This is a genomic window from Polynucleobacter sp. HIN8, from assembly GCF_030297615.1.
Taxonomy (GTDB): domain Bacteria; phylum Pseudomonadota; class Gammaproteobacteria; order Burkholderiales; family Burkholderiaceae; genus Polynucleobacter.
Genome location: NZ_AP028139.1, coordinates 783660 through 809662 on the forward strand (window position 1 = coordinate 783660; position 26003 = coordinate 809662).

The 26003-nt window shown below is 49.4% G+C and carries 28 protein-coding genes and 1 tRNA gene; 21 read left to right on the forward strand and 8 right to left on the reverse strand.

What is annotated here, in order from left to right; all coding sequences use genetic code 11:
* Positions 1 to 7 precede the first annotated feature (7 nt).
* The 6 genes from QUE65_RS04155 to QUE65_RS04180 all read left to right on the forward strand — a co-directional run bounded on the left by QUE65_RS04155 (position 8) and on the right by QUE65_RS04180 (position 2205).
* Entirely contained in the window at positions 8 to 328 is a 321-nt protein-coding gene (locus QUE65_RS04155; protein ID WP_215372167.1) for an integration host factor subunit alpha, read from the forward strand.
* Positions 303 to 653, forward strand: a complete 351-nt coding sequence (locus QUE65_RS04160; protein WP_215372169.1) for a MerR family transcriptional regulator — start codon at positions 303 to 305, stop codon at positions 651 to 653. Before QUE65_RS04155 ends, QUE65_RS04160 begins: the two co-directional genes overlap by 26 nt.
* A 19-nt stretch (positions 654 to 672) precedes the next feature.
* A tRNA-Pro gene (locus tag QUE65_RS04165) sits at positions 673 to 749 on the forward strand.
* 21 nt (positions 750 to 770) lie between these two features.
* Positions 771 to 1184 (forward strand): VOC family protein, encoded by a 414-nt coding sequence (locus tag QUE65_RS04170; RefSeq protein WP_286282099.1) that lies wholly within the window; start codon positions 771 to 773, stop codon positions 1182 to 1184.
* Positions 1184 to 1588 carry a PaaI family thioesterase gene (locus QUE65_RS04175; RefSeq protein WP_286282100.1) on the forward strand — a complete coding sequence of 135 codons (405 nt, stop codon included), beginning with the start codon at positions 1184 to 1186 and terminating at the stop codon, positions 1586 to 1588. Before QUE65_RS04170 ends, QUE65_RS04175 begins: the two co-directional genes overlap by 1 nt.
* Positions 1589 to 1866: 278 nt before the next feature.
* Complete coding sequence (locus tag QUE65_RS04180; protein ID WP_215372174.1) at positions 1867 to 2205, forward strand: H-NS histone family protein; 339 nt, start codon at positions 1867 to 1869, stop codon at positions 2203 to 2205.
* A gap of 49 nt (positions 2206 to 2254) precedes the next feature.
* Here the strand turns inward: QUE65_RS04180 and QUE65_RS04185 are convergent, their stop codons facing one another.
* Entirely contained in the window at positions 2255 to 2935 is a 681-nt protein-coding gene (locus QUE65_RS04185) for a helix-turn-helix domain-containing protein (protein WP_286282103.1), read from the reverse strand.
* 304 nt (positions 2936 to 3239) lie between these two features.
* Between QUE65_RS04185 and QUE65_RS04190 the strand changes: the two genes are divergently transcribed.
* The 9 genes from QUE65_RS04190 to bamC are packed head-to-tail and all read left to right on the forward strand — an operon-like array spanning position 3240 to position 14617.
* Entirely contained in the window at positions 3240 to 6092 is a 2853-nt protein-coding gene (locus QUE65_RS04190; protein ID WP_286282104.1) for a 2-oxoglutarate dehydrogenase E1 component, read from the forward strand.
* Between the two features lie 50 nt (positions 6093 to 6142).
* Positions 6143 to 7345: a 2-oxoglutarate dehydrogenase complex dihydrolipoyllysine-residue succinyltransferase gene (odhB, locus tag QUE65_RS04195; protein ID WP_286282105.1), complete on the forward strand. Its 1203-nt coding sequence runs from the start codon at positions 6143 to 6145 to the stop codon at positions 7343 to 7345.
* A gap of 10 nt (positions 7346 to 7355) precedes the next feature.
* Positions 7356 to 8792 (forward strand): dihydrolipoyl dehydrogenase, encoded by a 1437-nt coding sequence (gene lpdA / locus QUE65_RS04200; RefSeq protein ID WP_286282106.1) that lies wholly within the window; start codon positions 7356 to 7358, stop codon positions 8790 to 8792.
* A gap of 1 nt (position 8793) precedes the next feature.
* Positions 8794 to 9897 (forward strand): cell division protein ZapE, encoded by a 1104-nt coding sequence (zapE, locus tag QUE65_RS04205; protein WP_286282107.1) that lies wholly within the window; start codon positions 8794 to 8796, stop codon positions 9895 to 9897.
* A 9-nt stretch (positions 9898 to 9906) separates the two neighbouring features.
* A complete protein-coding gene (locus tag QUE65_RS04210) occupies positions 9907 to 10749 on the forward strand; it encodes a 3',5'-nucleoside bisphosphate phosphatase (protein ID WP_286282108.1) in 843 nt (280 codons plus the stop codon).
* Between the two features lie 18 nt (positions 10750 to 10767).
* On the forward strand, positions 10768 to 11970 hold the full coding sequence (locus QUE65_RS04215) for a tryptophan--tRNA ligase (protein ID WP_286282109.1): 1203 nt from the start codon (positions 10768 to 10770) through the stop codon (positions 11968 to 11970).
* Positions 11971 to 11981: 11 nt separating this feature from the next.
* Entirely contained in the window at positions 11982 to 12545 is a 564-nt protein-coding gene (locus tag QUE65_RS04220; RefSeq protein WP_286282111.1) for a class I SAM-dependent methyltransferase, read from the forward strand.
* A gap of 23 nt (positions 12546 to 12568) precedes the next feature.
* Positions 12569 to 13468: a 4-hydroxy-tetrahydrodipicolinate synthase gene (dapA, locus tag QUE65_RS04225; RefSeq protein ID WP_286282113.1), complete on the forward strand. Its 900-nt coding sequence runs from the start codon at positions 12569 to 12571 to the stop codon at positions 13466 to 13468.
* Between the two features lie 15 nt (positions 13469 to 13483).
* Entirely contained in the window at positions 13484 to 14617 is a 1134-nt protein-coding gene (gene bamC, locus QUE65_RS04230; protein ID WP_286282115.1) for an outer membrane protein assembly factor BamC, read from the forward strand.
* A gap of 63 nt (positions 14618 to 14680) precedes the next feature.
* Here the strand turns inward: bamC and QUE65_RS04235 are convergent, their stop codons facing one another.
* Both QUE65_RS04235 and QUE65_RS04240 read right to left on the reverse strand, forming a co-directional pair.
* Positions 14681 to 14914 (reverse strand): hypothetical protein, encoded by a 234-nt coding sequence (locus QUE65_RS04235; protein ID WP_215372188.1) that lies wholly within the window; start codon positions 14912 to 14914, stop codon positions 14681 to 14683.
* Positions 14915 to 15071: 157 nt separating this feature from the next.
* Positions 15072 to 16367, reverse strand: coding sequence for a cupin domain-containing protein (locus QUE65_RS04240; RefSeq protein ID WP_286282118.1), 1296 nt, complete (start codon positions 16365 to 16367; stop codon positions 15072 to 15074).
* A 32-nt stretch (positions 16368 to 16399) separates the two neighbouring features.
* Between QUE65_RS04240 and QUE65_RS04245 the strand changes: the two genes are divergently transcribed.
* Positions 16400 to 17023 (forward strand): FKBP-type peptidyl-prolyl cis-trans isomerase, encoded by a 624-nt coding sequence (locus QUE65_RS04245; RefSeq protein ID WP_286282119.1) that lies wholly within the window; start codon positions 16400 to 16402, stop codon positions 17021 to 17023.
* A 25-nt stretch (positions 17024 to 17048) separates the two neighbouring features.
* Here QUE65_RS04245 and cysE read toward each other — a convergent pair whose 3' ends face one another.
* Complete coding sequence (gene cysE, locus QUE65_RS04250; RefSeq protein WP_286282121.1) at positions 17049 to 17807, reverse strand: serine O-acetyltransferase; 759 nt, start codon at positions 17805 to 17807, stop codon at positions 17049 to 17051.
* A 23-nt stretch (positions 17808 to 17830) separates the two neighbouring features.
* Entirely contained in the window at positions 17831 to 18586 is a 756-nt protein-coding gene (locus QUE65_RS04255; protein WP_286282123.1) for an RNA methyltransferase, read from the reverse strand.
* A gap of 80 nt (positions 18587 to 18666) precedes the next feature.
* On the opposite strand from QUE65_RS04255, the gene QUE65_RS04260 reads away from it, so the two are divergent.
* On the forward strand, positions 18667 to 19461 hold the full coding sequence (locus QUE65_RS04260; protein WP_286282124.1) for an inositol monophosphatase family protein: 795 nt from the start codon (positions 18667 to 18669) through the stop codon (positions 19459 to 19461).
* Here QUE65_RS04260 and QUE65_RS04265 read toward each other — a convergent pair.
* The 3 genes from QUE65_RS04265 to QUE65_RS04275 are packed head-to-tail and all read right to left on the reverse strand — an operon-like array spanning position 19454 to position 21561.
* Positions 19454 to 20242: a UDP-2,3-diacylglucosamine diphosphatase gene (locus tag QUE65_RS04265; protein ID WP_286282126.1), complete on the reverse strand. Its 789-nt coding sequence runs from the start codon at positions 20240 to 20242 to the stop codon at positions 19454 to 19456. The genes QUE65_RS04260 and QUE65_RS04265 overlap by 8 nt on opposite strands.
* A gap of 15 nt (positions 20243 to 20257) precedes the next feature.
* Positions 20258 to 20761 (reverse strand): peptidylprolyl isomerase, encoded by a 504-nt coding sequence (locus QUE65_RS04270; RefSeq protein WP_215372199.1) that lies wholly within the window; start codon positions 20759 to 20761, stop codon positions 20258 to 20260.
* An 11-nt stretch (positions 20762 to 20772) separates the two neighbouring features.
* Positions 20773 to 21561 (reverse strand): tetratricopeptide repeat protein, encoded by a 789-nt coding sequence (locus tag QUE65_RS04275; protein WP_286282129.1) that lies wholly within the window; start codon positions 21559 to 21561, stop codon positions 20773 to 20775.
* A 79-nt stretch (positions 21562 to 21640) separates the two neighbouring features.
* Between QUE65_RS04275 and cysS the strand changes: the two genes are divergently transcribed.
* From cysS to tilS, 4 genes are read left to right on the forward strand one after another with little or no spacing between them, the layout of a single operon-like run.
* The gene (cysS, locus tag QUE65_RS04280; RefSeq protein ID WP_286282429.1) at positions 21641 to 23059 is read left to right on the forward strand and encodes a cysteine--tRNA ligase; all 1419 of its coding nucleotides are present in this window, start codon (positions 21641 to 21643) and stop codon (positions 23057 to 23059) included.
* On the forward strand, positions 23059 to 23697 hold the full coding sequence (locus tag QUE65_RS04285) for a DNA-3-methyladenine glycosylase family protein (protein WP_215372203.1): 639 nt from the start codon (positions 23059 to 23061) through the stop codon (positions 23695 to 23697). The genes cysS and QUE65_RS04285 overlap by 1 nt, the downstream gene beginning before the upstream one ends.
* Before the next feature lie 38 nt (positions 23698 to 23735).
* Complete coding sequence (locus QUE65_RS04290) at positions 23736 to 24713, forward strand: acetyl-CoA carboxylase carboxyltransferase subunit alpha (protein WP_286282131.1); 978 nt, start codon at positions 23736 to 23738, stop codon at positions 24711 to 24713.
* Entirely contained in the window at positions 24673 to 25953 is a 1281-nt protein-coding gene (gene tilS / locus QUE65_RS04295) for a tRNA lysidine(34) synthetase TilS (RefSeq protein ID WP_286282133.1), read from the forward strand. The genes QUE65_RS04290 and tilS overlap by 41 nt, the downstream gene beginning before the upstream one ends.
* The last annotated feature ends 50 nt before the right edge of the window (positions 25954 to 26003 follow it).

Sequence of the window (26003 nt, forward strand, 5' to 3'; positions counted from 1 at the left end):
TGTTGTCATGACTGCAAATAATCAAACTGTGACCAAAAATGAACTCTCAGAAGCCTTATTTGATCAAGTGGGTCTTAATAAGCGCGAAGCCAAAGACATGATTGATGCTTTTTTTAATCGGATTGGCGAGACTTTGGAATCCGGTGTCGAGGTCAAGATTTCAGGGTTTGGTAATTTTCAGTTACGCAATAAAACCGCACGGCCTGGACGCAATCCAAAAACGGGCGAGATGATTCCGATTGCTGCGCGACGGGTGGTCACATTTCATGCCAGTCAGAAGCTAAAGGACGCGGTCGAGTCCCATGCTCAGAACCAAAACAGAACCTGATTCCAAAGCGAACACGGTTTCGCATCTTCCCCCAATCCCGAGTAAGCGATATTTCACGATTGGCGAAGTGGGGGAGTTGTGCGGGGTAAAGCCTCATGTGTTGCGCTACTGGGAGCAAGAATTCGTTCAATTACGTCCGCAAAAGCGCCGCGGAAATCGCCGTTATTACCAGCATCATGAGGTGGTTCTGATTCGTCAAATTCGTACGCTGTTGTACGAAGAGGGATTCACCATTAGCGGTGCAAAAAACCGCTTAGACGAGAGTAAATCGACATTGCGCTTACGCGAGGAGCTTCAAGAGGTCCTTCAGGTCTTAAGCCGCTGAGATACAATAATTATTTCGTCGGGGCGTAGCGCAGCCTGGTAGCGTACTTGCATGGGGTGCAAGTGGTCGGAGGTTCAAATCCTCTCGCCCCGACCATCTGCACTCAAGGAAGAAGCCATGCATCCATTCCACTTAGCCTTTCCAGTTGATAACTTGCAAGATGCTCGCGCATTCTATGGCGGCTTACTCGGTTGCCCTGAAGGACGAAGCTCCGATGAGTGGATTGATTTCAATTTATTTGGCCATCAAATTGTGGCGCACTTAGCCGATGGCGAAGCAAAAAATGATGTCCACTCCGATGTTGATGGCAAAAAAGTACCCGTTCGCCATTTCGGCATTGTGTTATCGATGCTCGAATGGGAAGCGATGGCTGATAAATTAAAGAAGGCAGGTATCCAATTTGTCATTGAGCCGTACATTCGGTTTAAGGGTGAGGTCGGTGAACAGGCCACCATGTTTTTCTTAGACCCCTCAGGGAATGCCATCGAGTTTAAGGCGATGGCACACCCCGATCGCTTATTCGCTAAATAATGAGTCGAGATTATTTTGGGTTAACCATCCCATTTCTTGATGTTTTGGGTATTGAGCCCGAGTTTGCCAAGGATGGCCACTCGCGCATTCGTTTAAATCTTCGCCCTGAGCTGCTTAATAGTTTTCATGTGGCGCATGGTGGTGTGGTCATGACTATTTTAGACTTTGCAATGGCTGCGGCGGCACGGAGTTCACACGAACATATTCTTGGGGTCATTACGATTGATATGACCACGAGTTTTCTAAGACCATCCAAAGGCTTACTGATTGCCGAAGGCAAGGTCTTAAAAGCCGGTAATACCGTTAATTATTGCGAGGGCAGTATTTTTAATGAGGCAGGGCAGCTGACCGCAAAGTCTACTGGTAGCTTTATGCTGCGTCGGGCAAAAAATCAAGCTAATTAAATTAGTTAATTTAGTTACTCAGTTAATTATTATATATTTTAGTAATTATTAATCATAACTCATTGATTAATATAAAATAAATAATTATTAAATGCCATGCAATTGATTATTCACTCTAGAGCAAATAATAAATCTTAATTAATAATTTATTCGGATATAATATTAATTCGTAATAATTTAGTCATCAATTAAGAAAAATAAATAAACATTTATTCCTTCCCAATTTTTGATTTATTACACCCTCATTATTATTTAAACATTTAGGGAAATTAATTAATATGTCATCGTACAAAGAGCTACTTGCGCAACGTGAGAAATTGGACAGTCAGATCCAGACGTTGATGCAACGTGAAAAGTCTGAAGGAATTGCAAAGGCTAAAAAGATCATTGATGAATTTGGCCTCACCGCGAGTGATTTGTTTGGTCGTAAGGCTGGCGGCGCTGGTAAGCGTGGTCGCCCTGCTAAAAAGGCAGCTACGAAGAAACGGGTTGCTAAGAAGCGCGGTAAGGTTGCACCAAAATATAAAAACCCTGCAACTGGAGAAACGTGGACTGGTCGCGGTAAAGCCCCAAAATGGATTGCCGGAAAAGATCGCAGTAAATTTGCGATTAAATAATATTAGTTACAAGGACTAAAAAAGCCAGTTCACTGAACTGGCTTTTTCTTTACTCAAATACCGTATTAATCGCTTCGGTAAACAATTTCTCTAATTGTTTGTAGGGGTGTTTATCGGCACATGCACTATAGGTCATTACATTGGTCTTTTCCGGTAAAGCATTGAGCTCTTCGGAGAGTGCTGCGGCGTCGCTGGTCTGTGGTTTTAAATGAACGCCATTCTCTTTAGCCATTTCCAACACTCCGGGGTGAAGTTGCACAAAGGCTTCATCTACCAATAGTGGGATTCGACGGGTTTGAATATTCTTACTTAAGTAATGAATCAAATGCAATTGTTCGATTGGGGGGATTAACGAGTCTAAATAAATCACATCGGGGTAATGGGATACCGCCTGCATGAGCCCTTCAAGGCTATCGAGAGAATGGATTAGTTCAAAGGGGATGGCCCACTCTTGAATCGCCTTTTGCATTTCATCGAGGTTTTCTTGCCGCTTAAAAACCCCTAAAGCGATATGTTGAGCCTGTTTGGCGCGCTGCTGCATTCCCACTTTACGACGGCGTAGCTGTTGATTTAGGGAGCTTGTCAGGATGCGGCGATGCCCACCCCGAGTTTTCCAGGCGGTTAGCTCACCAAGTTCCACCATTTTTTGAACGGTACCTAGCGAGACCTGAAGAACCTTGGCACTTTGTCGAGTACTTAGGTAGGGCTGATTCAGATTAATGGGTTTCATGCTTTCTCCTTTTGTAAATTGGGATAGAAAGAGCATAAAAATCAAATCGATAGAGATCTGTCAGGCAGGGATGAAATGTGGGTAGGAAATTTCCTATAACTGGGTAGGGATCAGTTAACCATCCAGTCAGGTATGCCCTAGGACTTTTACTAATCCATTGATATTGAGGTATTTTTTTCTCCTAAGCCATGCTATCCTTGTAATACATAAGGCATTTGCTTTGCGTTCTGCTAATCGGTTAAGCCGTGTCGCAGATGGTTAAAACCACAGTTTTTTTCGGGTTGCCCGATGAAAGGTGAGCATCATGATGCAGTCCTATAGAGGTTCTTCATACCTCTTTGGGGGTAATGCCCCCTACGTAGAAGAACTCTACGAATCGTATTTATTAGATCCCACATCCGTAGCGCAGCATTGGCGCGATTACTTTGATAACGTCGTTCAGGTTCCGGCCGTAGATGGCTCCAATGGTCGAGATATTGCGCATGCGCCCATTGTGGCTTCGTTTGCTGAACGTGCTAAGCAGGGTCCCATCAAAACGATTCAGGATTCAGCCGACTCTGAGATGGGTCGCAAGCGAGTCGCGGTTCAGCAGCTGATTGCGGCGTATCGCAACGTGGGTAACCGTTGGGCGAACCTAGACCCCCTAAAGCGCACTGAACGCCCCGATATCCCAGAGCTCAATCCATCGTTCTATGGATTTTCTGATAGCGATATGGACATCGTCTTCAATACCAGCAATACCTTCTTTGGTAAAAACCAAATGACCTTACGGGATTTGCTGCAAGCACTGCGCGAGACCTATTGCGGCACCTTGGCTGCTGAGTTTATGAACATTGCCGATCAGAAAATAAAAAAATGGTGGCAAGAAAAACTCGAATCGATTCGCTCGACGCCTAAATTCGCGAATGAACAGCGTAAACAAATATTAGATCGCTTAACGGCGGCCGAAGGACTTGAGCGGTATCTTCAAGCAAAGTATGTCGGTCAAAAGCGTTTCTCACTCGAGGGCGGTGATAGTTTCATTCCCTGCATGGATGAACTCATTCAAGGGGCTGGCAAACGGGGTGTGCAAGAGATTGTGATTGGTATGGCCCACCGCGGTCGCTTAAATGTCCTAGTCAATGTCTTGGGTAAATCACCGAAAGATCTCTTTGCTGAATTTGATCACACCGCCCCTGAAGATTTACCTGCGGGTGACGTGAAGTATCACCAGGGATTCTCGAGCGACATTTCAACGCCTGGAGGCCCAGTGCATTTATCGCTGGCCTTTAATCCATCCCACCTCGAAATTGTGAATCCCGTGGTCGAGGGTTCCGCTCGTGCGCGCATGGAGCGGCGCAATGATCTTTCGGGCAGTCAAGTATTGCCCGTCTTAGTGCATGGTGATGCGGCGATCGCGGGTCAAGGTGTGATGCAAGAGACCTTAGCGCTGTCAGAGGTTCGTGGGTACTCCACAGGCGGCACCGTTCATATCGTCATTAATAACCAGATTGGTTTTACCACCTCAGATCCTCGAGATCTTCGGTCGAGTTTGTATTGCACCGATATTATGAAAACAATTGATGCGCCGGTACTGCATGTCAATGGTGATGATCCTGAGGCGGTAGTCCTAGCAACGCAACTCGCTTTGGAATACAGAACGCAATTTCGTAAGGATGTAGCGGTTGATATCATTTGCTTTCGTAAGCTTGGTCACAACGAGCAAGATACCCCTGCAATGACTCAACCGTACATGTACAGCATTATTGCTAAGCATCCCGGTACACGAAAGTTATACGCCGATCGTTTAGAGGCGCAGGGTGTGTTAGGTGCAGGTTCAGGCGATGAGATGGTCAAAGCCTTTCGTGCTGCGATGGAAGAGGGTAAGCAAACCCTTGACCCGGTATTAAGTAACTTCAAAGGTAAATTTGCAGTCGATTGGTCACCATTTTTAAATAAGAAGTGGACCGATCAAGCTGATACCGCCATACCATTGACAGAGTGGAAGCGATTAGCAGATCGACTCACGACCATTCCTGAGAGTTTCAAAGTGCACCCATTGGTACAAAAGGTGTACACCGATCGTGCCGCGATGGGCCGTGGTGAGATCAATGTTGATTGGGGGATGGGGGAGGCGATGGCCTTCGCATCCTTGCTTGCCAGTGGTTACCCCATTCGTTTATCGGGTGAAGATAGTGGCCGAGGTACCTTTAGCCACCGCCACTCGGTATTGCATGATCAAGAGCGTGGCAATTCAGATTCCAGCTATATTCCTTTGCAAAACATTAGCAAAGATCAAGCACCCTTTACGGTGATCGACTCGATTCTTTCCGAAGAGGCTGTTCTTGGATTTGAATATGGTTATGCAGCTGCTGAGCCCAATACACTCACGATTTGGGAAGCCCAGTTTGGTGACTTCGTTAATGGCGCTCAAGTGGTCATCGATCAGTTCATCGCCTCTGGTGAAGTGAAATGGGGTCGTGTCAACGGTTTGGTGATGATGCTGCCCCATGGTTATGAAGGTCAGGGTCCAGAACATTCCTCGGCCCGCCTCGAGCGCTTTATGCAGTTGTGCGCCGATACCAATATGCAAGTGGTTCAACCCACGACCGCGTCGCAGATCTTCCATCTCTTAAGGCGGCAGATGATTCGGCAATTTAGAAAGCCGCTCATCATCATGACCCCCAAATCCTTACTGCGTCACAAAGATGCGGGGTCACCATTGATTGAGTTCACCAAAGGTGAGTTTCAGACGGTGATTCCGGAGCAAGATGACTCGCTTGATCCCCAAAAGGTAGAGCGCTTAATTGTGTGCTCGGGTAAGGTCTACTACGATTTAGTCAAGCAGCGCGCAGATAAGAAGATCGATACCGCAGCGATTGTGCGTATTGAGCAGCTGTATCCGTTCCCCCATAAGGCGGTCGCCAGCATCATTAAGTCCTATCCCAACCTCACTGAGTTGGTGTGGTGTCAGGATGAACCACAAAATCAGGGTGCCTGGTTCTTCGTGCAACACAATTTGTTGGAGAACATGGGCGAGGGCATGCGTCTTGGTTATGCCGGTCGACCCGCATCGGCCTCGCCGGCTGTTGGGTATGCCCATTTGCATCAGAGTCAGCAAAAGGCATTACTCACCGCGGCGTTTGCCAAGCTCAAAGGATTTGTGGTCACCAAATAGGTGGCACGAACAGAACAGCGATTTAATCTAACTCATTCATAGGACATATCATGGCTTTATTTGACGTAAAGGTTCCACAACTTTCTGAATCGGTTGCCGAAGCAACGCTCTTACAGTGGAAGAAAAAACCGGGCGAAGCCGTCGCCCAAGACGAGATCTTGATCGAGATCGAAACCGATAAGGTAGTGCTCGAAGTACCGGCCCCATCGGCAGGCGTGATGGCTGAAATTTTGGTTGCCGATGGTGGAACCGTAGTAGCTGATCAAGTGATCGCAAAGATTGATAGTGAAGGCAAAGCAACTGCAGCCGCCGCTGCTGCAGCTCCCGCACCAGCCAAAGCCTCAGCGCCAGCCTCTTCTTCAAACAAAGGCTCTATTGCCGCTCCCTCTGCAGCTAAACTCATGGCCGAGAACAATCTGACGGCCAATCAAGTTGCTGGGACTGGTCGGGACGGTCGTGTGACCAAGGGTGATGTGCAAAATGCGATTGCAGGTGGTGCGAAGCCCGTCGCGAGCGCTGCATCACTTCCCATGTCAAATATGCCGCTCGGGGATCGTACCGAGGAGCGGGTGCCGATGACTCGCCTGCGTGCTCGTATTGCAGAGCGCCTCTTGGAATCGCAAGCCAATAATGCGATCTTGACCACCTTCAATGAGGTCAATATGGCTCCCGTGATTGCGATGCGCTCACGCTATAAAGATGTCTTTGAAAAAACCCATGGCGTGAAATTAGGTTTTATGTCCTTCTTTGTAAAAGCAGCGACCTATGCATTAAAGCGATATCCAATTTTGAACGCATCGGTCGATGGTAATGACATTGTTTATCACGGTTACTTTGATATTGGTATTGCAGTGAGTTCGCCACGCGGTTTGGTAGTGCCTATCTTGCGCAATGTCGATCAAATGACCTTGGCTGAGATTGAAAAGCAAATTGCGGATTACGGTAATAAAGCCCGTGAGGGTAAATTAAGTATCGAAGAGTTAACTGGCGGGACGTTTTCGATCTCCAACGGTGGAGTCTTTGGATCGATGCTCTCGACCCCCATTATCAATCCACCCCAATCCGCTATTTTGGGGATCCACGCAACCAAGGAGCGGGCTGTCGTTGAAGATGGACAAATTGTTATTCGTCCGATCAACTATTTAGCCCTGTCGTATGACCACCGGATTATCGATGGTCGCGAAGCAGTCCTTGGGCTAGTGGCAATGAAGGAGCTATTAGAAGATCCTGCTCGTTTACTACTTGATCTGTAAGGAGTAAACCATGAGCCAAGTATTTGATGTGCTAGTGATTGGAGCTGGCCCCGGCGGTTACATTGCAGCAATTCGGGCAGCGCAATTGGGATTTAAGGTAGCCTGTGCAGAGTCCAATCCGTATGCGGATCCCAAAGGCGAGCCACGCTTGGGTGGTACGTGTTTGAACGTGGGTTGCATTCCTTCCAAAGCCTTGTTGGCGTCTTCCGAGGAGTTTGAGAAGATCGGTCATCACGTCGCTGACCATGGTATTCAGGTGGGCTCCGTGAAGATTGACATTCAAAAGATGCTGGCGCGTAAGGATGAGATCGTCAACAAAATGACCGGTGGTATTAGTTTCCTGTTTCGCAAAAATAAAGTGACCAGCATTAAAGGCCATGCCTCGTTTGCTGGAAAAAATGCGCAGGGGTATCAAATCAAAATTACCGGTAAAGATGCCGGAACTATCACGGCTAAGAACGTCATTATTGCGACTGGCTCAAAGGCAAGACATCTCCCTAACATCCCAGTAGATAACGTCCTAGTTTGCGATAACGAGGGCGCGCTTAAATTTGATTCGCTGCCTAAGCGCCTAGGTGTGATCGGTGCAGGTGTCATTGGCCTTGAGCTTGGCTCAGTTTGGCGCCGTGTTGGTTCACAAGTTACGGTCCTCGAGGCCTTGCCAAGCTTTTTGGGTGCATGTGATGAAGGAATCGCAAAAGAAGCCAAAAAGATTTTTACCAAGCAGGGTCTTGATATTCATATGGGTGTCAAGATCGATGGCGTGAAAGCTGACAAGAAGGGTGTCGTGGTCTCGTATCAGGACAGCACAGGTAAACCCCAAAAACTAGAATGCGATCGTCTCATCGTCTCGGTAGGCCGTGTACCCAATACCGAAGGACTCAATCTGGAAGCGATTCAGATTAAAACCGATGAGCGCGGCTTTATCCCGATTAATGATCATACCTGCGCGACCTCAGCACCCGGTGTCTATGCAATTGGTGATGTGGTGCGCGGACCAATGCTGGCTCATAAGGCCGAGGATGAAGGGGTGCTTGTTGCTGAGTTGCTCGCTGGTCAAAAACCGCATATTGATTACAACTGCATTCCGTGGGTGATTTACACCGACCCTGAAATTGCATGGGTTGGTAAGACCGAGCAACAACTCAAAGCAGAGGGGCGCGCATTTAAAGCGGGTCAGTTTCCGTTCATGGCCAACGGTCGTGCGTTGGGAATGGATCGTGCCGATGGCTTTGTCAAAATCTTAGCGGATGCCAAAACCGATGAGGTTCTTGGGGTGCATATTATTGGCCCTAATGCCTCAGACCTGATTGCGGAAGCCGCTTTGGCGATGGAGTTTAAAGCAGCCGCTGAAGACATTGCTCGTGTTTGCCATCCTCACCCCAGCTTATCGGAGGTAATGCGCGAAGCAGCTTTAGCAACGGATCAACGCGCACTCAATATGTAAGTTGAAAGTCGCTGACTTTTACAACCAAGAGTGTAAAGCGCGCGGTTATCATCCAGATCCTGCGCAAGAGCGGGCCATTGTTCGCTTGCAGCAATGCGAAGATCAGTGGGTTGCTTATAAAGAGATTCGGAGTAACGCGCTCACCAAAAAACTCTTTCACCCCGAGTTACCCCGAGGGGTTTACCTCTGGGGCGGAGTGGGTCGCGGCAAATCCTTTTTGATGGATTGCTTTTACGAAGCATCTCCCGTTCAAAAAAAAATCCGGATTCATTTTCATGAGTTCATGCGCGAGGTTCACCGTGAGCTCCATGAGCTTTCTGGATTGGCTGATCCCCTTGATGAGTTAGCCAAACGCATCTCCGATCGATATCGATTGATTTGCTTTGATGAGTTCCACATTGATGATATTGCCGATGCCATGATCATGTATCGCCTTTTAAAGGCTTTGTTCATTGATCGGGTGCAGTTCATCATGACCTCAAACTATCGACCCGATCAGTTGTATCCGAATGGTCTGCATCGTGACCGACTCCTGCCGGCGATTGAGCTTTTAGAGCAAAAGCTCGATGTCTTGAATGTGGATGCAGGTAGTGATTACCGGCAAATTCAGATGACCCGGATTCAGGCCTATTTAACCCCATTAAATGAAGCAACCCATCAGCAGATGGATGATTACTTTCATGAGCTCATCGGTAAACAAATTGAGGCCACCAACCGCATCCTTAAAATTGAGTCCCGCGAGATCCGGGCGCTGCATTTGGCTGAGGGTGTGGTTTGGTTTGATTTCCAAACTCTCTGCGTGGGCCCTCGTTCACAAAATGATTACTTAGAGATTGCCAATACGTTTCATACGGTGATGGTCTCCGAGGTGCCATATATGCCCCCCCGTTTAACCAATGAGGCAAGACGCTTTATTTGGCTGATTGATGTACTTTATGACCATCGTGTGAAATTAATCATGTCAGCCGAAGTACCCCCTGACCAGCTGTATACGGAAGGGCAGGTCGTCAGTGAATTTGCCCGTACCGTCTCGCGTTTAATGGAGATGCAATCCCGAGAATATATTGAGGCACCGCGTCGCCTTATTAATGCGCAACTGACCTAAAATAGGGATATGAGTATGCCTATTAATGCGGATTTACATTGCCACTCGGTCGTCTCTGACGGTACTTTATCCCCAGAGGAGCTCGCCTTGCGTGCTCATCAAAATGGCGTGCATTTATGGTCCTTAACTGATCATGATGTCTTAGGTGGTCAGGCGCGTGCGCAAGACGCTGCGCTTAATTTAGGGATGGAGTATGTATCAGGTGTCGAGATCTCCATTAGTTGGATGGGACAAACTGTCCATATTGTTGGTTTGGGATTTGATCCAAGCAATGTAACCTTGCAAGATGGTTTGCGTGCCACCCGGGATGGTCGTGAAGAGCGTGCTCGCCAAATGGCGGCTCAGCTTGCGCAAATCGGTATTGAAAATAGCTATGAAGGCGCTCTAAAGTTTGCTGGTAATCCTGAGCTCATTGCACGCACGCACTTTGCGCGCTACCTCGTGGAGCAACAGGTCTGTCGTGATATGGATGAGGTATTTAGAAAATACTTAGTTGCTGGTAAACCAGGTTATGTTTCGCACCGTTGGGCAAGCTTAGATCAGGCGGTCGATTGGATTACGGGTGCGGGTGGTGAAGCAGTGATTGCGCACCCAGGTCGCTATCGCTTAAATGCCATGCAAATGGATGAGCTCTATGCCCGTTTTAAGGATCTAGGTGGCGCTGGTATTGAAGTCGTGACCGGTAGCCATAGCCCCGATCAATACCAAACCTATGCGAAGGTTGCCAAGCGTTATGGATTTCTGGCTTCTCGTGGATCGGATTTTCATGATCCCCAGGAAAGCGATATTGATTTAGGGCAGCTTCCCCATCTTCCAGAGCACCTAACGCCCATTTGGTCGGCCTTTCATTAAATAAGCGACAATCCTCTCATGTTTGCAGAACGCGTTTTATCCGGCATGCGTCCCACGGGCGCCTTGCATTTAGGCCATTACCATGGCGTCTTAAAAAATTGGGTACGCCTTCAGGCTGAATACCCCTGCTTTTTCTTTGTTGCTGACTGGCATGCATTAACAACGCACTACGAGACCCCTGAGGTGATTCAAGAGTCGGTCTGGGAGATGGTGATCGATTGGTTAGCAGCGGGTGTTGATCCCAATCAAGCTACATTGTTTATTCAGAGTCGAGTGCCGGAACACTCCGAATTATTTCTTCTTCTAGCGATGGGTACCCCGTTGGGCTGGCTTGAACGAGTCCCCACCTACAAAGACCAAATTGAAAAACTAAAAGAAAAAGATTTGCAGACCTATGGCTTTTTAGGTTATCCCTTGCTACAGGCGGCTGATATTTTGATCTATCGAGCCCTCTATGTTCCAGTTGGTGAGGATCAGGTTCCTCATGTGGAAATGACCCGTGAGGTAGCCCGTCGTTTTAATCACCTGTATGGTCGTGAGCCCGCTTTTGAGGAGAAGGCCCTCGAGGCAGTAAAAAAACTCGGTAGCAAGCGCGCCAAGCTTTACCTGGAATTGCGTAATGCCTACCAAGAGCGTGGCGAGGATGAAGCGCTGATGCAAGCACAGGCCTTATTGCAAGAGGCGCAAAGTTTATCGATGGGTGATCGTGAGCGATTATTTGGATACCTCGAGGGTGCTCGTAAGATTATTTTGGTCGAGCCCCAGGCTTTGTTAACCGAAGCAGCTCGGATGCCAGGTCTTGATGGGCAAAAGATGTCGAAGTCCTATGCCAATACGATTGCCATTCGCGAGGCGCCTGAGGAGGTGATTCGCTTAGTGCGGACCATGCCAACCGATCCTGCACGAGTGCGACGCACCGATCCTGGTAATCCAGCTAATTGTCCTCTGTGGCAGTTTCATCAGGTGTACTCAGACCAAACCACCAAGGATTGGGCGCAGAAGGGCTGCCAAAGTGCGAGCATTGGTTGCCTAGACTGCAAACAACCCGTGATTGATGCGATCTTGCGTGAACAACAACCGATGTTTGAGCGTGCACAACAGTATTTAGATGATCCAAGCCTGCTGCGTTCCATTATTGCGGATGGCTCCGATAAGGCCCGTAAGGTTGCCCAAGAAACCATGCGGGATGTGCGCGAGGCGATGGGCCTAGATGTTGATTGACTCTAAATCACGTGCACGCCGCTCTAGAAACTGCTTCTCCTTGGATTGCCCAATACGCTGACCTGATTGTTCCTGGGGGCAAGGTTCTCGATCTTGCCTGTGGCGGTGGACGACATGCAATCTACCTTGCCAATCGTGGCTTCATGGTGCTGGCTGTTGATCGTGATGAAGAGTCTTTGGCCCGCATTGACCATCAGTTTGTGATGACCCAGCAAATGGATCTCGAAGGAGATCGATGGCCGCTTCCCGAGTCCGAGTTTGGTCAATGGAATGCCATTGTGGTGAGTAACTATCTCTATCGGCCTTACTTAGAACAATTGCCAGATCTTTTGGAAGAGGGCGGTATCTTGCTCTACGAGACCTTTGCAATCGGCAATGAAGAATTTGGTAAACCCTCAAATCCAAACTTTTTACTTCAGCATGGCGAGTTACTAGATCTTGCCAAGCGACATGATCTGCACGTGGTGGCTTATCAGGATGGCTATCGTGCAATCCCCAAACCGGCCATGGTTCAGAGCCTATGCGCTAGCCGGGGACTGCCCAAAATACGCCATCCGTTACAATTTAGCGCTTAAGCCGTTTGATCGATAAAGCCCTTATGAAATCAGCCATGATGACCGGAAGTATGGTTGCAATTGCAACCCCAATGCACGAAGACGCTAGTCTTGATTACGCCGCATTGCGCTCCTTGCTGGATTGGCATGTCAATGAGGGCACCGATGCAATTGTGATTGTTGGCACGAGCGGTGAGTCGCCAACGGTATCGGTTGAAGAACACTGTGAGCTCATCCGTGTAACAGTTGAGCATATCAATGGCCGCATTGCGGTGATTGCTGGAACCGGCGGTAACTCGACTCGGGAAGCGATTGAATTAACCGAGTATGCCAAAAAGGTGGGTGCGGATGCTAGCCTGCAAGTGGTGCCGTATTACAACAAGCCCACCCAAGAGGGCATGTATGCCCACTTTAAAACGATTGCTGAGCGCGTCGATCTGCCGGTCATTTTGTACAACGTCCCCGGACGTACCGTCGCCGATCTTGCCAATGAGACCACAGTCCGTTTGGCTCAGGTGCCAGGGATTATCGGAATTAAAGACGCGACTGGTAATTTAGAGCGCGGCTCACTGCTATTGGCCGAGCTCAAACATAAACAGCTTAACCAGTTTGCAGTCTACTCGGGTGACGACCTAACTGCTTTATTTCTGATGCTGATGGGCGGGCATGGCAACATTTCGGTAACGGCCAATGTGGCACCTCGCCTAATGAGCGAACTTTGCAAAGCAGCGATTGCTGGTGACGCTAAGCGTGCGAGAGAAATTCAGTATCAATTGTTGGCAGTTCATAAACTGATGTTTATCGAGGCTAATCCCATACCCGTGAAATGGGCCTTGCATCAGATGGGGAAGATTCCAGCCGGAATTCGGTTACCATTGACGCCACTTAGCGAGCCATTGCGTGAGCCCTTGCGTCAGGCATTGGGTCAAGCCGGTTTGCTGTAATTTCGTAAGGAACGAATGCGCACGGTTCTACAAACCTTATCCCTGAGTTGCGCGGTTATCACATTGACCGCGTGTGGAACCTTTAGCAGCATGACCGCTAGCGATAAGGTGGACTATAAAAAATCCGGTGATGTACGCGGCCCCAATCTGGCCCTGCCTCCTGATTTAATTACGGCTCAAGCGGATCGCCGCTATGTGGTGCAAGATGGCACTGCGACCATGTCGGAATACAACCAAGCAGTGAAGAAGTCCTCTCAAATGCGTTCCAATGTGTTGACTGGCATCCCCGGAATGAAAATTGAGCGCGATGGTGATCGCAGATGGTTGGTGGTCGATAAGCCCGCCACGGAGCTTTACCCTCAAGTGAAGGATTTTTGGCAAGAGAACGGGTTCTTGCTCGCCATTGATTCGCCATCCACCGGCATCATGGAAACCGATTGGGCCGAAAACCGCGCCAAGATTCCACAAGATATTATTCGCAGAACCTTGGGACGGGTCTTGGATTCTGCCTACGATTCAGGTGAGCGTGACAAATTTAGAACCCGACTTGAGTTACAAAAACCCGATGTCACCGAGATTTACATCACGCACAAGGGCGCCATTGAGACCCCTGTGAAAGACAGCTCTGGGGCAATGATTACAACCCAGTGGATGGTTCGCCCGACTGATCCTGAGCTCGAAGCCGTTTTCTTGGCGCGTTTGATGGAGCGTCTCGGTATGACCCAAGAACAAGCGAAGGCGCAAGTTGCCGCGACTGCTTCAGCTCCAAAAACTCCTAGAGCAAAATTAGTTGAAGAGGGTACAGCGACCCGAATCGAAATGAGCTCCAGCTTCGATCGAGCCTGGCGCGATGTCGGTCTTGCTTTGGATCGTTCTAACTTTACCGTTGAAGACCGCGATCGCTCACGCGGTATTTACTTCGTACGCTACGTCAATCCAAAAGAATTGGGTGACGGACGCAGTTGGTTTGGTCGAACCTTTGGCAAGAGTAATGATGCGGATAAGAAAGCCAAACTCTATCGTGTTGTGGTTCAAACGCGGGGCGATAATCAAGTTGCAATTTTGGTGCAAGACTCCGAGGGCAAACCTGAGAACACCACCACTGGTAATCAGTTGCTCACAACACTTGATCGACAGCTTATTAAATAATCACCATTTAGTACCAAAGAAAAAAGGCGCTCAATGAGCGCCTTTCTTCATGCAGCCTCAGAATTACTTCTTGGCTGGTGCAGCAGGAGCAGCTGGTGCGGCTGGAGCAGCAGCAGGAGCAGCAGGAGCGCCTGCAGCAGGAGCAGCAGCTGGAGCAGCGCCGTCAGCTGGTTTTGCATCAGCAGCTGGAGCAGCAGCAGGAGCAGCAGGAGCAGCAGCTGGCTTAGCTTCTTCTTTCTTACCGCAAGCAGACAAAGCAACGGCCAACATCGCGGCCAAGAGGAGTGACTTCTTCATTGTTTTATTTCCTTTAAATATAAGTCGATTTACAGCAATTACCGGTAATTGTTGTAGGACCTTGAATACGGTTTACGGATGTAATCCCACTCAGATCCGCTCATGATTATAGCAATCACGCAATCATTTGTTCAAATGGTGCTAGCCATTGCAGTGCTTATTGAAGGAGGAGCCAGCCAAAACAATAGGCCTCGTAGAGCGAATTATTTTTTGCAATCAAAGGGGGGTTCACAGACCCATCCAGCTCCTCTGCGTGTATCGTTGATAAGCCCTTATTTTTACTTGATTTTTGCATTCGCTCTCGGGCGAAGTGGTGGTGCTGAGCGAGGGTTTGCCAAGCTTTGATGGTGGCCAGATCTTGACCTTCGGTAACGGCATCGCCATTGCAAAAAACGGTCTCATTTCGGATCAATAATCGGGTTTGGGGGTGGGGCACGAGAGCTCTTTTCTTAAGGGATGCCCCTAGGGCGCGAGGACTGAGTAGCGGATCGGGCGGGGTAAAAATTGCCTGTGGTTTTGGCTCACTCAGGTAAGCGGCAATCCCATTGATAAACGACGGGTTCTGATCAAAGGAAAGACTCTGAATTCGTTGGCGGATTTCATCTTCGAGCTGAGTTGGTAAGCGCGCAGGATCTAAAGAAGCTTCCTGATTCGGATCGGCATAAATCGCTGCGAGTGCAGGGTCGGCTTCTAAGGATTCGGCAAGACGCCATAAACCTTCACTAAGGAGCTCACGGTATGAGGGTGACCGAAAACCGACTGACCAGGTTTGACACCCATCATCAAGCGCCACTCCTTCGTGGGCAATATTGGGCGGTAGGTAAAGTAAATCACCCGGCTCCAATACCCATTCCTGTTCAGGCTTAAAGCGTGCAAGGATCTTGAGTGGTAAATGGGGGCGCAAGCCGAGATCGGCCTGCCCAGATATTTTCCAGCGGCGTCGACCTTCCATCTGAATTAAAAATACGTCGTAGGAGTCGACATGGGGGCCTACACCACCACCAATGCCTGCAATACTAATCATCAGATCATCAAGGCGTGCATCGGGGATAAACCGAAACCAAGACAACACATGCGCAGCAGCAGGGTGCCGCGCCTCAACTCCTTGAATCAATAAAGTCCAATCCCGTTGGCTGGTGGCGGGAATCTCCTTTTTCTTGAAGGGACCGTGATGGAGACGCCATGGCTTCGCTTCTACAAGGCGCGCTTCGCTAAGGCCATCGCATGCATACCCAAAGAGCGCTTTATCAGAAATAGGACTTAACAGCGGAAAGCCAGCATTCTTGCTTAGTGCAAAAGCAGGAATGGCTTGGCGAACCAGGAGTGGGCATTGATGCCAATACCGCCGCATAAATAGTTGGGGGCTAAGATTACCCAAAAGCGGCCACGGCAGATCGAGGGGTAGTGTGGCTGGGGCTTTAGGGGGCTGATAGCGAGAGCGAGTCTTAGTCAAGTAAAATGGCCTTATTGAGGAAACACATCGCTATGAAGATTGAAAAAAATACCATCGTATCTCTTCGTTACAAACTTAGCGATGCTCAAAACAATATTATCGAGGAACCCGACACCCCAATGGTTTATCTGCACGGGGGCTACTCAGGAACCTTCCCAAAGATCGAGAGTGTATTGGATGGCAAGGATATTGGCTTTGAGACCACGGTTCAGCTTGAGCCTCAAGATGCCTTCGGAGAATATGACCCTAATTTACTCAAAATAGAACCGCGGGAGCGTTTCCCTGAGCCTTTAGAGATCGGCATGCAGTTTGAAGGGGTGCCAGAAGAGCAAAGCACCGAAGAGCTCGAAGCGGCATCACTTAATGAGGTGGATGACGATGACGATGATCAGGAAGTTGATAGCTTAATCTACACGGTGACCGATCTGGCCGATAAGCAAGTTGTGCTTGACGGTAATCATCCACTTGCTGGTATGGCTCTGCGTTTTTGGTTGCAGGTCGAAGATGTTCGTCAAGCCACCGAAGATGAGATTGCAAATCAACACCCACAGGGTGAAGACGGTTTTGGAATGGATCTTGCCGACGATGATGATCTGGATGATCTCGATTTATCGGGAACGGCACAACGCGATCAGGGCCCACGAACTTTGCATTAATGGCTAGGGGCCAGCCCCCTGCGTTTTACTCTTTCAGAAGTTTTTTGATGGCGTCTAGCTCACGCTGAGTTTCTTCGTGGCCAGTCAAGTCGCTAGTCTTGCCACCCAACTTCGCTAAGGCCTCTTCCAGGGCTTTGATCTTGTGTTCTTGTTCAATCGTGGCATCGATCAAACTCTTTAATGCCAATGAAACGGGGTCATCGGCATTGGGTGTGATCCCATACGCCGAGAAGCTTGCCTTGCTCGCATCGCTCGCCTCCTTGGGGAGATCGGGATGCAAGATACGAGCGGGTACGCCCACTGCCGTCGCACCCGGCGGAATTTCTTTAAGAACCACGGCATTGGATCCAATGCGTGCACCATCCCCCACGGTAAATCCACCCAATACCTTCGCCCCAGCGCTCACAACAACCCCTTTACCTAGCGTGGGATGGCGTTTTACCCCTTTGTAGAGCGAGGTACCACCCAAGGTGACCCCTTGATAGATGGTCGTGTCATCCCCAATCTCTGCGGTCTCGCCAATCACAATACCAAGGCCGTGATCCAAAAACACCCGACGTCCAATTCGGGCACCTGGATGAATCTCAATATTGGTCAGAAAACGAGCAAGCGATGCCAAAAAACGCGCTGGCCATTTTAGACCGAGGTTCCATAAGAAATGATTAAGACGATGCAGCCAAATGGCATGCAAGCCGGGATAGCAGGTAATCACCTCAAGCCGGTGCCGCGCCGCAGGATCACGCGCAATAATGGCGTCAACATCTTCAAAGAGAGAACTCAACATAGAGATAGTGTAATCCGTGCGCCTTATTTTCTCAGGAGCATCTGTTTGGCAATACCGCGCAAAAGATCAATTTCTTCTTTACGTAAGCGACTTCGGGCAAAGAGTGCTTGCAAACGTGGCATCAGTTTCTTGGGATTTTTCGGATCTAAATAACCAATCGCTTCTAAGCCTGCTTGCCAATGTTCGAGCATGGCGGCAACCGCTGCAGGGTCTGCCAGTTCAGAGACATCTGCATTGGCTGTTGCTTGCGCAGGGTGCTCCAGCAGCGCTTGGCGCAAACCAAACGCACAGACCATCATCGCTTGGGCCAGGTTTAATGAAGGGTAGACGGGGTTGGCAGGTAAAAAGACTCGGTGGGTGCAATAAGCAAGATCATCATTTTCAAGGCCGGTCCGCTCGGGACCAAACACCAGTGCAACAGAGCGATTGGATTGCAATGCATCCGTTAACAAATGAAGACCATCCGCCCAAGGAAGGGCAGGCGGACCAAACTCTCGATCGCGACTGGTTAAGCCTAAAACCACTGCACATTCTTGAATACTAGAAGAAAGGCTGTCATGTGTATTTGCATTGGCTAATACATCACTAGCGCCGCTGGCTAATGCAACTGCATCGGGGTGGGTGTGCATGACGGGCTCTCGGGGACGAACGAGATGGAGTGCAGCAAAGCCCATCGTTTTAAGGGCCCGCGCGGCAGAACCAATATTGCCCGCATGACTGGTTTCTACCATGATCCAGCGGACATGGTCACTGTATTGGGTAAACGACGTCTGAGCCATGAATGAATTCGTATAAAATAATGCCATTGCACTAGAGACCTAGTCGTCTAGTTTGTTCTTATTTAATTTGTCCACTCATTATGCACCCCATGTTAAACGTGGCTGTGAAAGCCGCTCGCCGTGCCGCAACGATTATCAATCGTGCCTCACTCAATCTTGAGCGCTTGCAAATTGATCGCAAACAACATAATGATTATGTAACCGAAGTGGACAAAGCCGCCGAAGAGGCGATTATCGAGACCCTGAGCGAAGCCTACCCAAACCACGGTTTTTTAGCGGAGGAAACTGGTGAGGCTACCAATGGCTCCGATCACATTTGGATCATTGATCCCTTAGATGGCACCACTAACTTTATTCATGGATTTCCGCAATACGCGGTATCGATTGCTCTATCAGTGAATGGCGTTGTGACCCAAGGGGTAGTTTACGACCCCAATCGCGATGAGTTATTTACGGCCACCAAAGGCAGTGGCGCCTACGTGGATCGGCGCCGTCTTCGAGTTGCCGAGCAAACTAAATTAGAGAACGCATTACTTGGCACAGGATTTCCGTATCGGCATGATCAAGACCTGGATCTTTATCTCAAGATCTTTGCCGACATGACCCGTCAATGCGCGGGCCTGCGGCGCCCAGGCGCTGCCTCTCTAGACCTTGTCTATGTCGCGGCTGGCCGCTACGATGGATTCTTTGAGAGTGAACTCAAACCTTGGGATATGGCAGCAGGTGCACTAATTGTGGCTGAAGCCGGCGGCCTCGTTGGCAACTACCGTGGCGAAGAAGGTTTCATGGATAGCGGTGAGATCATGGCAGCCAATCCGAGGATCTTTGCCCAAATGGCCAATATCTTGAGCAAATACTCAAGAATCACTACGTAGACTTAATTAAATCAATGTAGCGCACGCCATTGAGGTCAATGCGCAAAGCACTCGCTTTTGGGAGTACGGTTTCGGGATGATCAAGATCCCAGTCAGATAGCACATAGCGTTGCCATTCTTTACTGCCCATGCTTTCGTGATGCCGTGCAGGTAAATGCGTATGACCATGAATCAAACGCTCTGAGCCATAGGCCCCCATGAGATTGGCGCAAGCGACCAAAGTCACATCCCCTTTGTAACGGGCGACATCGGGGGTGTAACGGGCCGCGCGCTCATACTTTGCGGTGCTATTGCTGCGTAAGGTACGTGCAATCCCGCGCCGCCAATCCAGAGGAAGTCGTAAAAATAGTTTTTGGAGCCAAGGTTTGCGAACCCATGTTCGGAACACTTGATAGCTCAGATCATTGGTGCACAGGGCATCGCCATGGCTAATGACCCACTCATCGCCAGCAATCATGACCTTTGATGGATCGGGGAGCAATTGCATCCCTGACCGTTTAAGGAAGTCTTGGCCGATTAAAAAGTCACGGTTACCATGAATGTAATACGTTTTGGTTTTGCTCGACAAAGCGAAAAGAGCGCGCAGCACCTCTTGCTGAAATGGGGAGCGCGCACCAGCATCGTCACCCACCCAATACTCAAAGAGATCCCCCAAAATAAAAACCGACTCCACATCATTCGTTTCTTTTTCAACAAAGTCAAAAAAGCGTTGCGCCGTCAACGGCATCGACGGCGTGAGATGAAGATCGGAGATGAGTAGGGCGCTGGTGTGATCTGGCATGCTGAGATCGAGGGATTAGTCAGCAATAACCGATGCTTTCTCAATCACCACATCCTCGGTCGGAACATCTTGGTGATACCCAGCATTACCAGTCTGAACTTTCTTAATGGAATCGACCACATCCATGCCGTTACTGACTTTGCCAAATACGGCATACCCCCAACCCTGTGGGGTGGGAGCGCTGTGATTTAGAAAATCATTGTCATTGACGTTGATAAAGAACTGGGCAGTGGCTGAATGAGGATCACTAGTCCGCGCCATCGCAATCGTGCCGCGATCATTCTTGAGGCCATTGTTTGCCTCATTCTCAATTTCATCAAGCGTTGGTTTTTGTTTCATGCCTGCGGTCATGCCGCCACCTTGGATCATGAAGTTATTAATGACCCGATGAAAAATCGTGCCATCGTAGTGGCCGCTATTGACGTAGGCCAAAAAGTTAGCAACCGATTTTGGTGCTTTTGCTGCATCAAGTTCAAGGGTGATGTCCCCGTGATTGGTTTTTAAAAGAACGCTAGGCATAAATAACTCACTTATGGTTTAGAAATCGGTGGATTGGGTCGGTTCGGCGATTTGGGCGGTGGGTTCAGGATCTCCTTAATCGCCTTCGCCCTCAGCCCATACTCTCGTTGATTGGGCTGAAGTTTACTCGCACTCGAGTAATAGCGATCGGCTAGGCGCAAGTAGACATCCGCAAGGTTGCCCTGTGCAAGAACGTAATCGGGTCTTAACTTGAGGGCAAGCTCTAAATAATCTCGGGCCTCAATCCATTGCCCTTGATTGGCCGCTAACGCAGCTAGATTGTTATAGGGTTCTGGCAACTCCGGAAATTGCTGGGTAATCTCGATCCAGGTGGCGCGCGCAGCGTTGACATCACGTAATTCCACTTGGAGGCGTGCTTTGATAAATCGCAGTTGTACATTACGGGGTGTCTTCACGAGAGCCGCATCGATTGCCTTAATGGCGTCTGGGTATTTACGTTCCTTAATGAGTTTCTCAATATGCGTTGGAATCGCATTTTTCATGACCGGATCTGGCTCAATAATTAAGAAGGACAAAAATGGAACCGCAATCGATTCGGATAGTTGGTTATTGCCAGTTTCAGGATTGGGGTTAGTGCTCATGCGTGGTGGATCGGTTGGACCGTAGCCACCCAAATAGGGCGTAGCAGGATTGCCCGAAGTCGCAGAGGGCGGGGTGGTGCTGCAACCAACGACGAGAGCGCAAAACACCACACACAAAGAACGTGAGAACCAAGCAGCAGAACTAAGGTTTGGGTGCTGGGGTGTCATGGTAAGAAGATCACTAAAGTGGCGCGTCATTCGATATACTCATCAGTCTAACAAATTCGTGTGCCGTTCACTCAACACCTTTCGATCCCCGCTCTATCAACCACTGACCATGCTGTCGATTTACAACACCCTGACAAGAACTAAAGAGGTCTTCAAACCGATCGAACCAGGGAAGGTGCGGATGTATGTGTGTGGCATGACCGTTTATGACTACTGCCATTTGGGGCATGCTCGGGTCATGATCGTATTTGATATGGTGGTGCGTTGGCTGCGAGCCAGTGGCTATGACGTGAACTACGTTCGTAACATCACCGATATTGATGACAAGATTATTACGCGTGCGCTTGAGAACCAAGAACCCATTGCAGCACTGACCCAGCGTTTCATCGATGCGATGCATGCCGATGCCAAAACCCTCATGCTCTTGCCACCCGATCACGAACCACGCGCTACTGACTACATTGCCCAGATGCAAGGAATGATTGGTCGTCTCATGGAGCGTGAGATGGCTTATCAAGCCGATGATGGCGATGTCAACTATGCGGTTCGACAGTTCCCCAGCTATGGCAAGTTATCCGGTAAATCCATTGATGAGTTACAAGCTGGTGAGCGGGTTGCCATTAGTGGTAGCAAGCGCGACCCACTCGATTTTGTGCTCTGGAAATCCGCAAAGACCGAAGAACCTGCTGACACCCGGTGGGCCTCCCCATGGGGCGAGGGTCGACCCGGTTGGCATATTGAGTGCTCAGCAATGTCCTGCGAGTTATTGGGACAGCATTTTGATATTCATGGTGGTGGGGCGGATTTGCAGTTTCCTCATCATGAGAATGAGATCGCGCAAAGTGAGGGTGCCATGTATGGATCGGGCTCGATTGATCAACCTGTTGTGCGGTATTGGATGCATAACGGCCATATCCGTGTGAACCACGAGAAGATGTCGAAGTCTTTGGGTAATTTTTTCTTGATCAAAGATGTCTTAGCCCAGTTTGATCCCGAGGTGGTGCGCTTCTTTATGCTCAAGGCTCACTACCGTAGCCCCATTAATTACTCCGATAGTCAGTTAGAAGAAGCCCGCACTGGGCTCACCCGTTTGTATACCGCGCTTAGTGAGCTTAGCGAACTGCCAGCCATTCAAAGCAACCAGGTTGACCCTGCCTGGAATGACCGCTTTGCCCAAGCGATGAACGATGACTTCAATACACCGGATGCGATAGCCGTGTTATTCGAGTTGGTGACCGAGATCCATAAAACCCATGATACGGGACGCAAAGAAGAGTTACTCAATACCCTCTATCATCTAAGCAACACGATCGGACTCCTTTATCAGTCGCCCCAACAGTTCTTGCAAAGTGGAACGCCTAAAGTAGGCTTAAGCCCAGAGCAAATTGAAGCGCAAATTGCAGCACGCCAAGCCGCTAAAGCAGCCAAGAACTTTGCCGCTGCAGATGCAATTCGTCAGCAATTGTTCGAAGAGGGTGTTATTTTGGAAGATAAGCCCGGTGGTCAAACCAGCTGGCGACGCGCCTAATGCCAAAATCACGAACCAAAAAACCAAGCTACTGGGAAGAGGCGTGTGCGGAGCTCATGAAGCAAGACCGCATCTTAAGAAAACTCATTCCCAAGTACGATGACGGTATCTTAGGAAGCCGAGGCGATGCGTTCACAACGCTCGCACGCTCGATCGTTGGACAACAAATCTCAGTTGCTGCTGCGCAATCGGTATGGAACCGAACCTTAGAGACCCTAGGCAACGAGGTGACCCCCAAACGTGTTCTTGATACAAAGCATGACGCCTTACGTGCATCGGGTCTATCCACGCGCAAAGTCGAGTACATCCGCGACCTCGCCGATCACTTTCATCATGGACGCTTACAAACCGAGCGCTGGCCCAAAATGGATGATGAGGAGCTCATTAAGGAGTTGAGTGCAATTCGGGGGATTGGGCGTTGGACCGCCGAGATGTTTTTGATCTTTAATCTAATGCGTCCCAATGTACTGCCACTGGACGATATTGGGCTGATTCGGGCGATCTCGATCAATTATTTCAGTGGCGAACCCGTCACTCGTCATGAGGCCCGCGAGGTGGCAGCCAATTGGGCACCATGGCGCACGGTGGCTACCTGGTATATGTGGCGCAGTATTGACCCAATTCCCGTTGAGTACTGATTTTTGGGGTAAACCCAAAAAGCACATAAAATTAGGCCATGAAGACTACTTTCCTAGACTTTGAGCAAGCGGTTGCAGAGCTTGAGACCAAAATCGAAGAACTCCGCTACGTGCAAGACGAATCTTCGGTGGATATCTCAAGCGAGCTCAAGACACTTTCAGAAAAAAGCCAACTGCTCACCAAAGAGATCTACGAGGGCTTAACGCCATGGCAGGTCTCTCAGGTTGCCCGCCATCCACAGCGCCCCTACACACTCGACTACATCCAAGCCTTATTTACCGACTTTCATGAGTTGCATGGCGATCGCGTTTTTGCCGATGATCAATCGATTATTGGCGGCCTTGCGCGCTTTAACGGCAAACCCTGCATGGTGATCGGTCATCAAAAAGGGCGCGATACCAAAGAGCGTGCATTGCGTAATTTTGGAATGAGTCGTCCTGAAGGGTATCGCAAGGCGATGCGACTGATGCGTCTTGCTGAGAAGTTTGGCCTACCGGTTTTTACCTTTGTGGATACCCCTGGTGCATTTCCAGGGATTGATGCCGAAGAGCGCAATCAATCCGAAGCGATTGGGCACAACCTCTACACCCAAGCAGAACTCAAAGTGCCCATTATCACGACCATTATTGGTGAAGGTGGTTCAGGGGGTGCACTGGCGATTGCGATGGGTGATGTCGTCATGATGCTGCAATACTCAACGTATTCCGTGATCTCACCCGAGGGATGTGCTTCGATTCTATGGAAGACTGCAGAGAAGGCCCCCGATGCTGCAGAACAATTAGCACTCACCGCTCAGCGTTTAAAAGATCTTCAATTGATTGATACGATCGTGCCAGAACCCGTTGGGGCTGCTCATCGTGATTACGAAGCCATGATGGCCAATATGAATAAGGCGCTGGCACGCGCTCTTTCGGAGGTCGAGGACCTGTCAGAGAAAGAACTGCTCGAGCGCCGTCATCAACGGTTCATGAGTTATGGCCAGTTCAAAGAAGTCAAAGCCAAAGACGCAAACTAAACGAATTGGTGTGGCCTTAAGTGGGGGCCTCGATTCCGTTGTACTGCTCGATGCGGTCTGTAAGGTCTATCCCCACGACGCGGTATATGCACTTCATGTGCACCATGGATTACAAACTCAGGCGGATGAGTGGTTGCTATTTTGTGAGCGCTTAGCCAAGCGCTACCGCATTGACTTTGATTTCCGACTCGTGCATTTGCCGATCACTGCGAACATTGAGGCCCATGCGCGCCAAGCGCGCTACGAAGCACTACTTGGGCTGTGTGATCAACACCAACTCGATCATTTGTTGTTTGCCCACCATCAGCACGATCAAGCCGAGACCGTGCTCTTGCAACTTCTGCGAGGTGCGGGGCCTGCAGGTTTGGCAGGAATGCCTGCCCATAAAGAGTTGCAAACTCCCAATGGCAGAACCGTGCAAGTATGGCGACCTCTATTGGAGCAAGACCGTACGCAATTGCAGATCTATGCCAAGCAACACAAGTTGTCTTGGGTGGAGGATCCCAGTAATCAAAATACACGGTATCGCCGTAACGCAATCCGTAAAAAAATCCTACCTGAGCTTGAGCAAATCCAGGGCGGGGCGATTGCTAATCTGGCGCGCAGTGCGCAATGGTTGGCACAGTCCCAAGTTTTGATGGATCAGCTTGCGCAGCACGATGCGCGCACTTGGATCAATCGCAATCAACTCAGTATTGCCCCATTGATGACCCTCCATAAGCAAGACCCAGCCCGAGCCACGAATGTGATGCGATATTGGCTCAAACGTAATCAACTCGCGATGCCCTCAACGGAGCGTTTGCAATCTTGGTGGCGTGACCTAAAGTCTCTCCGTGCTGGCGCTAAATTGGAATGGTTGCATGATCGTCATCACATCCGAGCGTGGCGCAATGCCTTACGAATTGAGTCCGCACAGCCATCCAATCGGGGTCAATGGATCTTTGTGCCAATCCCTGAGAGCTCCAATCAAGCTGGTCTTGCATGGGATTACTGTCAACGGGTCAAGACCATTGAGGGCAGACCCCGAACTGGTGGCGAGCGCCTGAAGATCAAACCCAATACTCCAAGTAAAAGTCTTAAAAATCTCTATCAAGAGGCAGGAGTGCCTCCTTGGCAACGGCAGATCCCACTCTTGTTTATGGACGATGAGCTCATTGCGGTTGAAGGTCTGGGCGTCAGCATTGCCCACCTCACGACCGAGGGTCAGCGCGTTTGGCCTGAGTGGTCCTATTTGGATTAAGAAAAACAAAACCCTGTAAAATCATAGGTTTTGCAATTCAGTAAAACGAA

Bases quoted from the DNA above. Each gene is read 5' to 3' on its own strand.
- QUE65_RS04155 (WP_215372167.1), top strand. From the start codon at position 8: ATGACTGCAAATAATCAAACTGTGACCAAAAATGAACTCTCAGAAGCC.
- QUE65_RS04160 (WP_215372169.1), top strand. From the start codon at position 303: ATGCTCAGAACCAAAACAGAACCTGATTCCAAAGCGAACACGGTTTCG.
- QUE65_RS04170 (WP_286282099.1), top strand. From the start codon at position 771: ATGCATCCATTCCACTTAGCCTTTCCAGTTGATAACTTGCAAGATGCT.
- QUE65_RS04175 (WP_286282100.1), top strand. From the start codon at position 1,184: ATGAGTCGAGATTATTTTGGGTTAACCATCCCATTTCTTGATGTTTTG.
- QUE65_RS04180 (WP_215372174.1), top strand. From the start codon at position 1,867: ATGTCATCGTACAAAGAGCTACTTGCGCAACGTGAGAAATTGGACAGT.
- QUE65_RS04185 (WP_286282103.1), bottom strand. From the start codon at position 2,935: ATGAAACCCATTAATCTGAATCAGCCCTACCTAAGTACTCGACAAAGT.
- QUE65_RS04190 (WP_286282104.1), top strand. From the start codon at position 3,240: ATGATGCAGTCCTATAGAGGTTCTTCATACCTCTTTGGGGGTAATGCC.
- odhB (WP_286282105.1), top strand. From the start codon at position 6,143: ATGGCTTTATTTGACGTAAAGGTTCCACAACTTTCTGAATCGGTTGCC.
- lpdA (WP_286282106.1), top strand. From the start codon at position 7,356: ATGAGCCAAGTATTTGATGTGCTAGTGATTGGAGCTGGCCCCGGCGGT.
- QUE65_RS04210 (WP_286282108.1), top strand. From the start codon at position 9,907: ATGAGTATGCCTATTAATGCGGATTTACATTGCCACTCGGTCGTCTCT.
- QUE65_RS04215 (WP_286282109.1), top strand. From the start codon at position 10,768: ATGTTTGCAGAACGCGTTTTATCCGGCATGCGTCCCACGGGCGCCTTG.
- dapA (WP_286282113.1), top strand. From the start codon at position 12,569: ATGAAATCAGCCATGATGACCGGAAGTATGGTTGCAATTGCAACCCCA.
- bamC (WP_286282115.1), top strand. From the start codon at position 13,484: ATGCGCACGGTTCTACAAACCTTATCCCTGAGTTGCGCGGTTATCACA.
- QUE65_RS04235 (WP_215372188.1), bottom strand. From the start codon at position 14,914: ATGAAGAAGTCACTCCTCTTGGCCGCGATGTTGGCCGTTGCTTTGTCT.
- QUE65_RS04245 (WP_286282119.1), top strand. From the start codon at position 16,400: ATGAAGATTGAAAAAAATACCATCGTATCTCTTCGTTACAAACTTAGC.
- cysE (WP_286282121.1), bottom strand. From the start codon at position 17,807: ATGTTGAGTTCTCTCTTTGAAGATGTTGACGCCATTATTGCGCGTGAT.
- QUE65_RS04255 (WP_286282123.1), bottom strand. From the start codon at position 18,586: ATGGCTCAGACGTCGTTTACCCAATACAGTGACCATGTCCGCTGGATC.
- QUE65_RS04260 (WP_286282124.1), top strand. From the start codon at position 18,667: ATGCACCCCATGTTAAACGTGGCTGTGAAAGCCGCTCGCCGTGCCGCA.
- QUE65_RS04265 (WP_286282126.1), bottom strand. From the start codon at position 20,242: ATGCCAGATCACACCAGCGCCCTACTCATCTCCGATCTTCATCTCACG.
- QUE65_RS04270 (WP_215372199.1), bottom strand. From the start codon at position 20,761: ATGCCTAGCGTTCTTTTAAAAACCAATCACGGGGACATCACCCTTGAA.
- QUE65_RS04275 (WP_286282129.1), bottom strand. From the start codon at position 21,561: ATGACGCGCCACTTTAGTGATCTTCTTACCATGACACCCCAGCACCCA.
- cysS (WP_286282429.1), top strand. From the start codon at position 21,641: ATGCTGTCGATTTACAACACCCTGACAAGAACTAAAGAGGTCTTCAAA.
- QUE65_RS04285 (WP_215372203.1), top strand. From the start codon at position 23,059: ATGCCAAAATCACGAACCAAAAAACCAAGCTACTGGGAAGAGGCGTGT.
- QUE65_RS04290 (WP_286282131.1), top strand. From the start codon at position 23,736: ATGAAGACTACTTTCCTAGACTTTGAGCAAGCGGTTGCAGAGCTTGAG.
- tilS (WP_286282133.1), top strand. From the start codon at position 24,673: ATGGCCAGTTCAAAGAAGTCAAAGCCAAAGACGCAAACTAAACGAATT.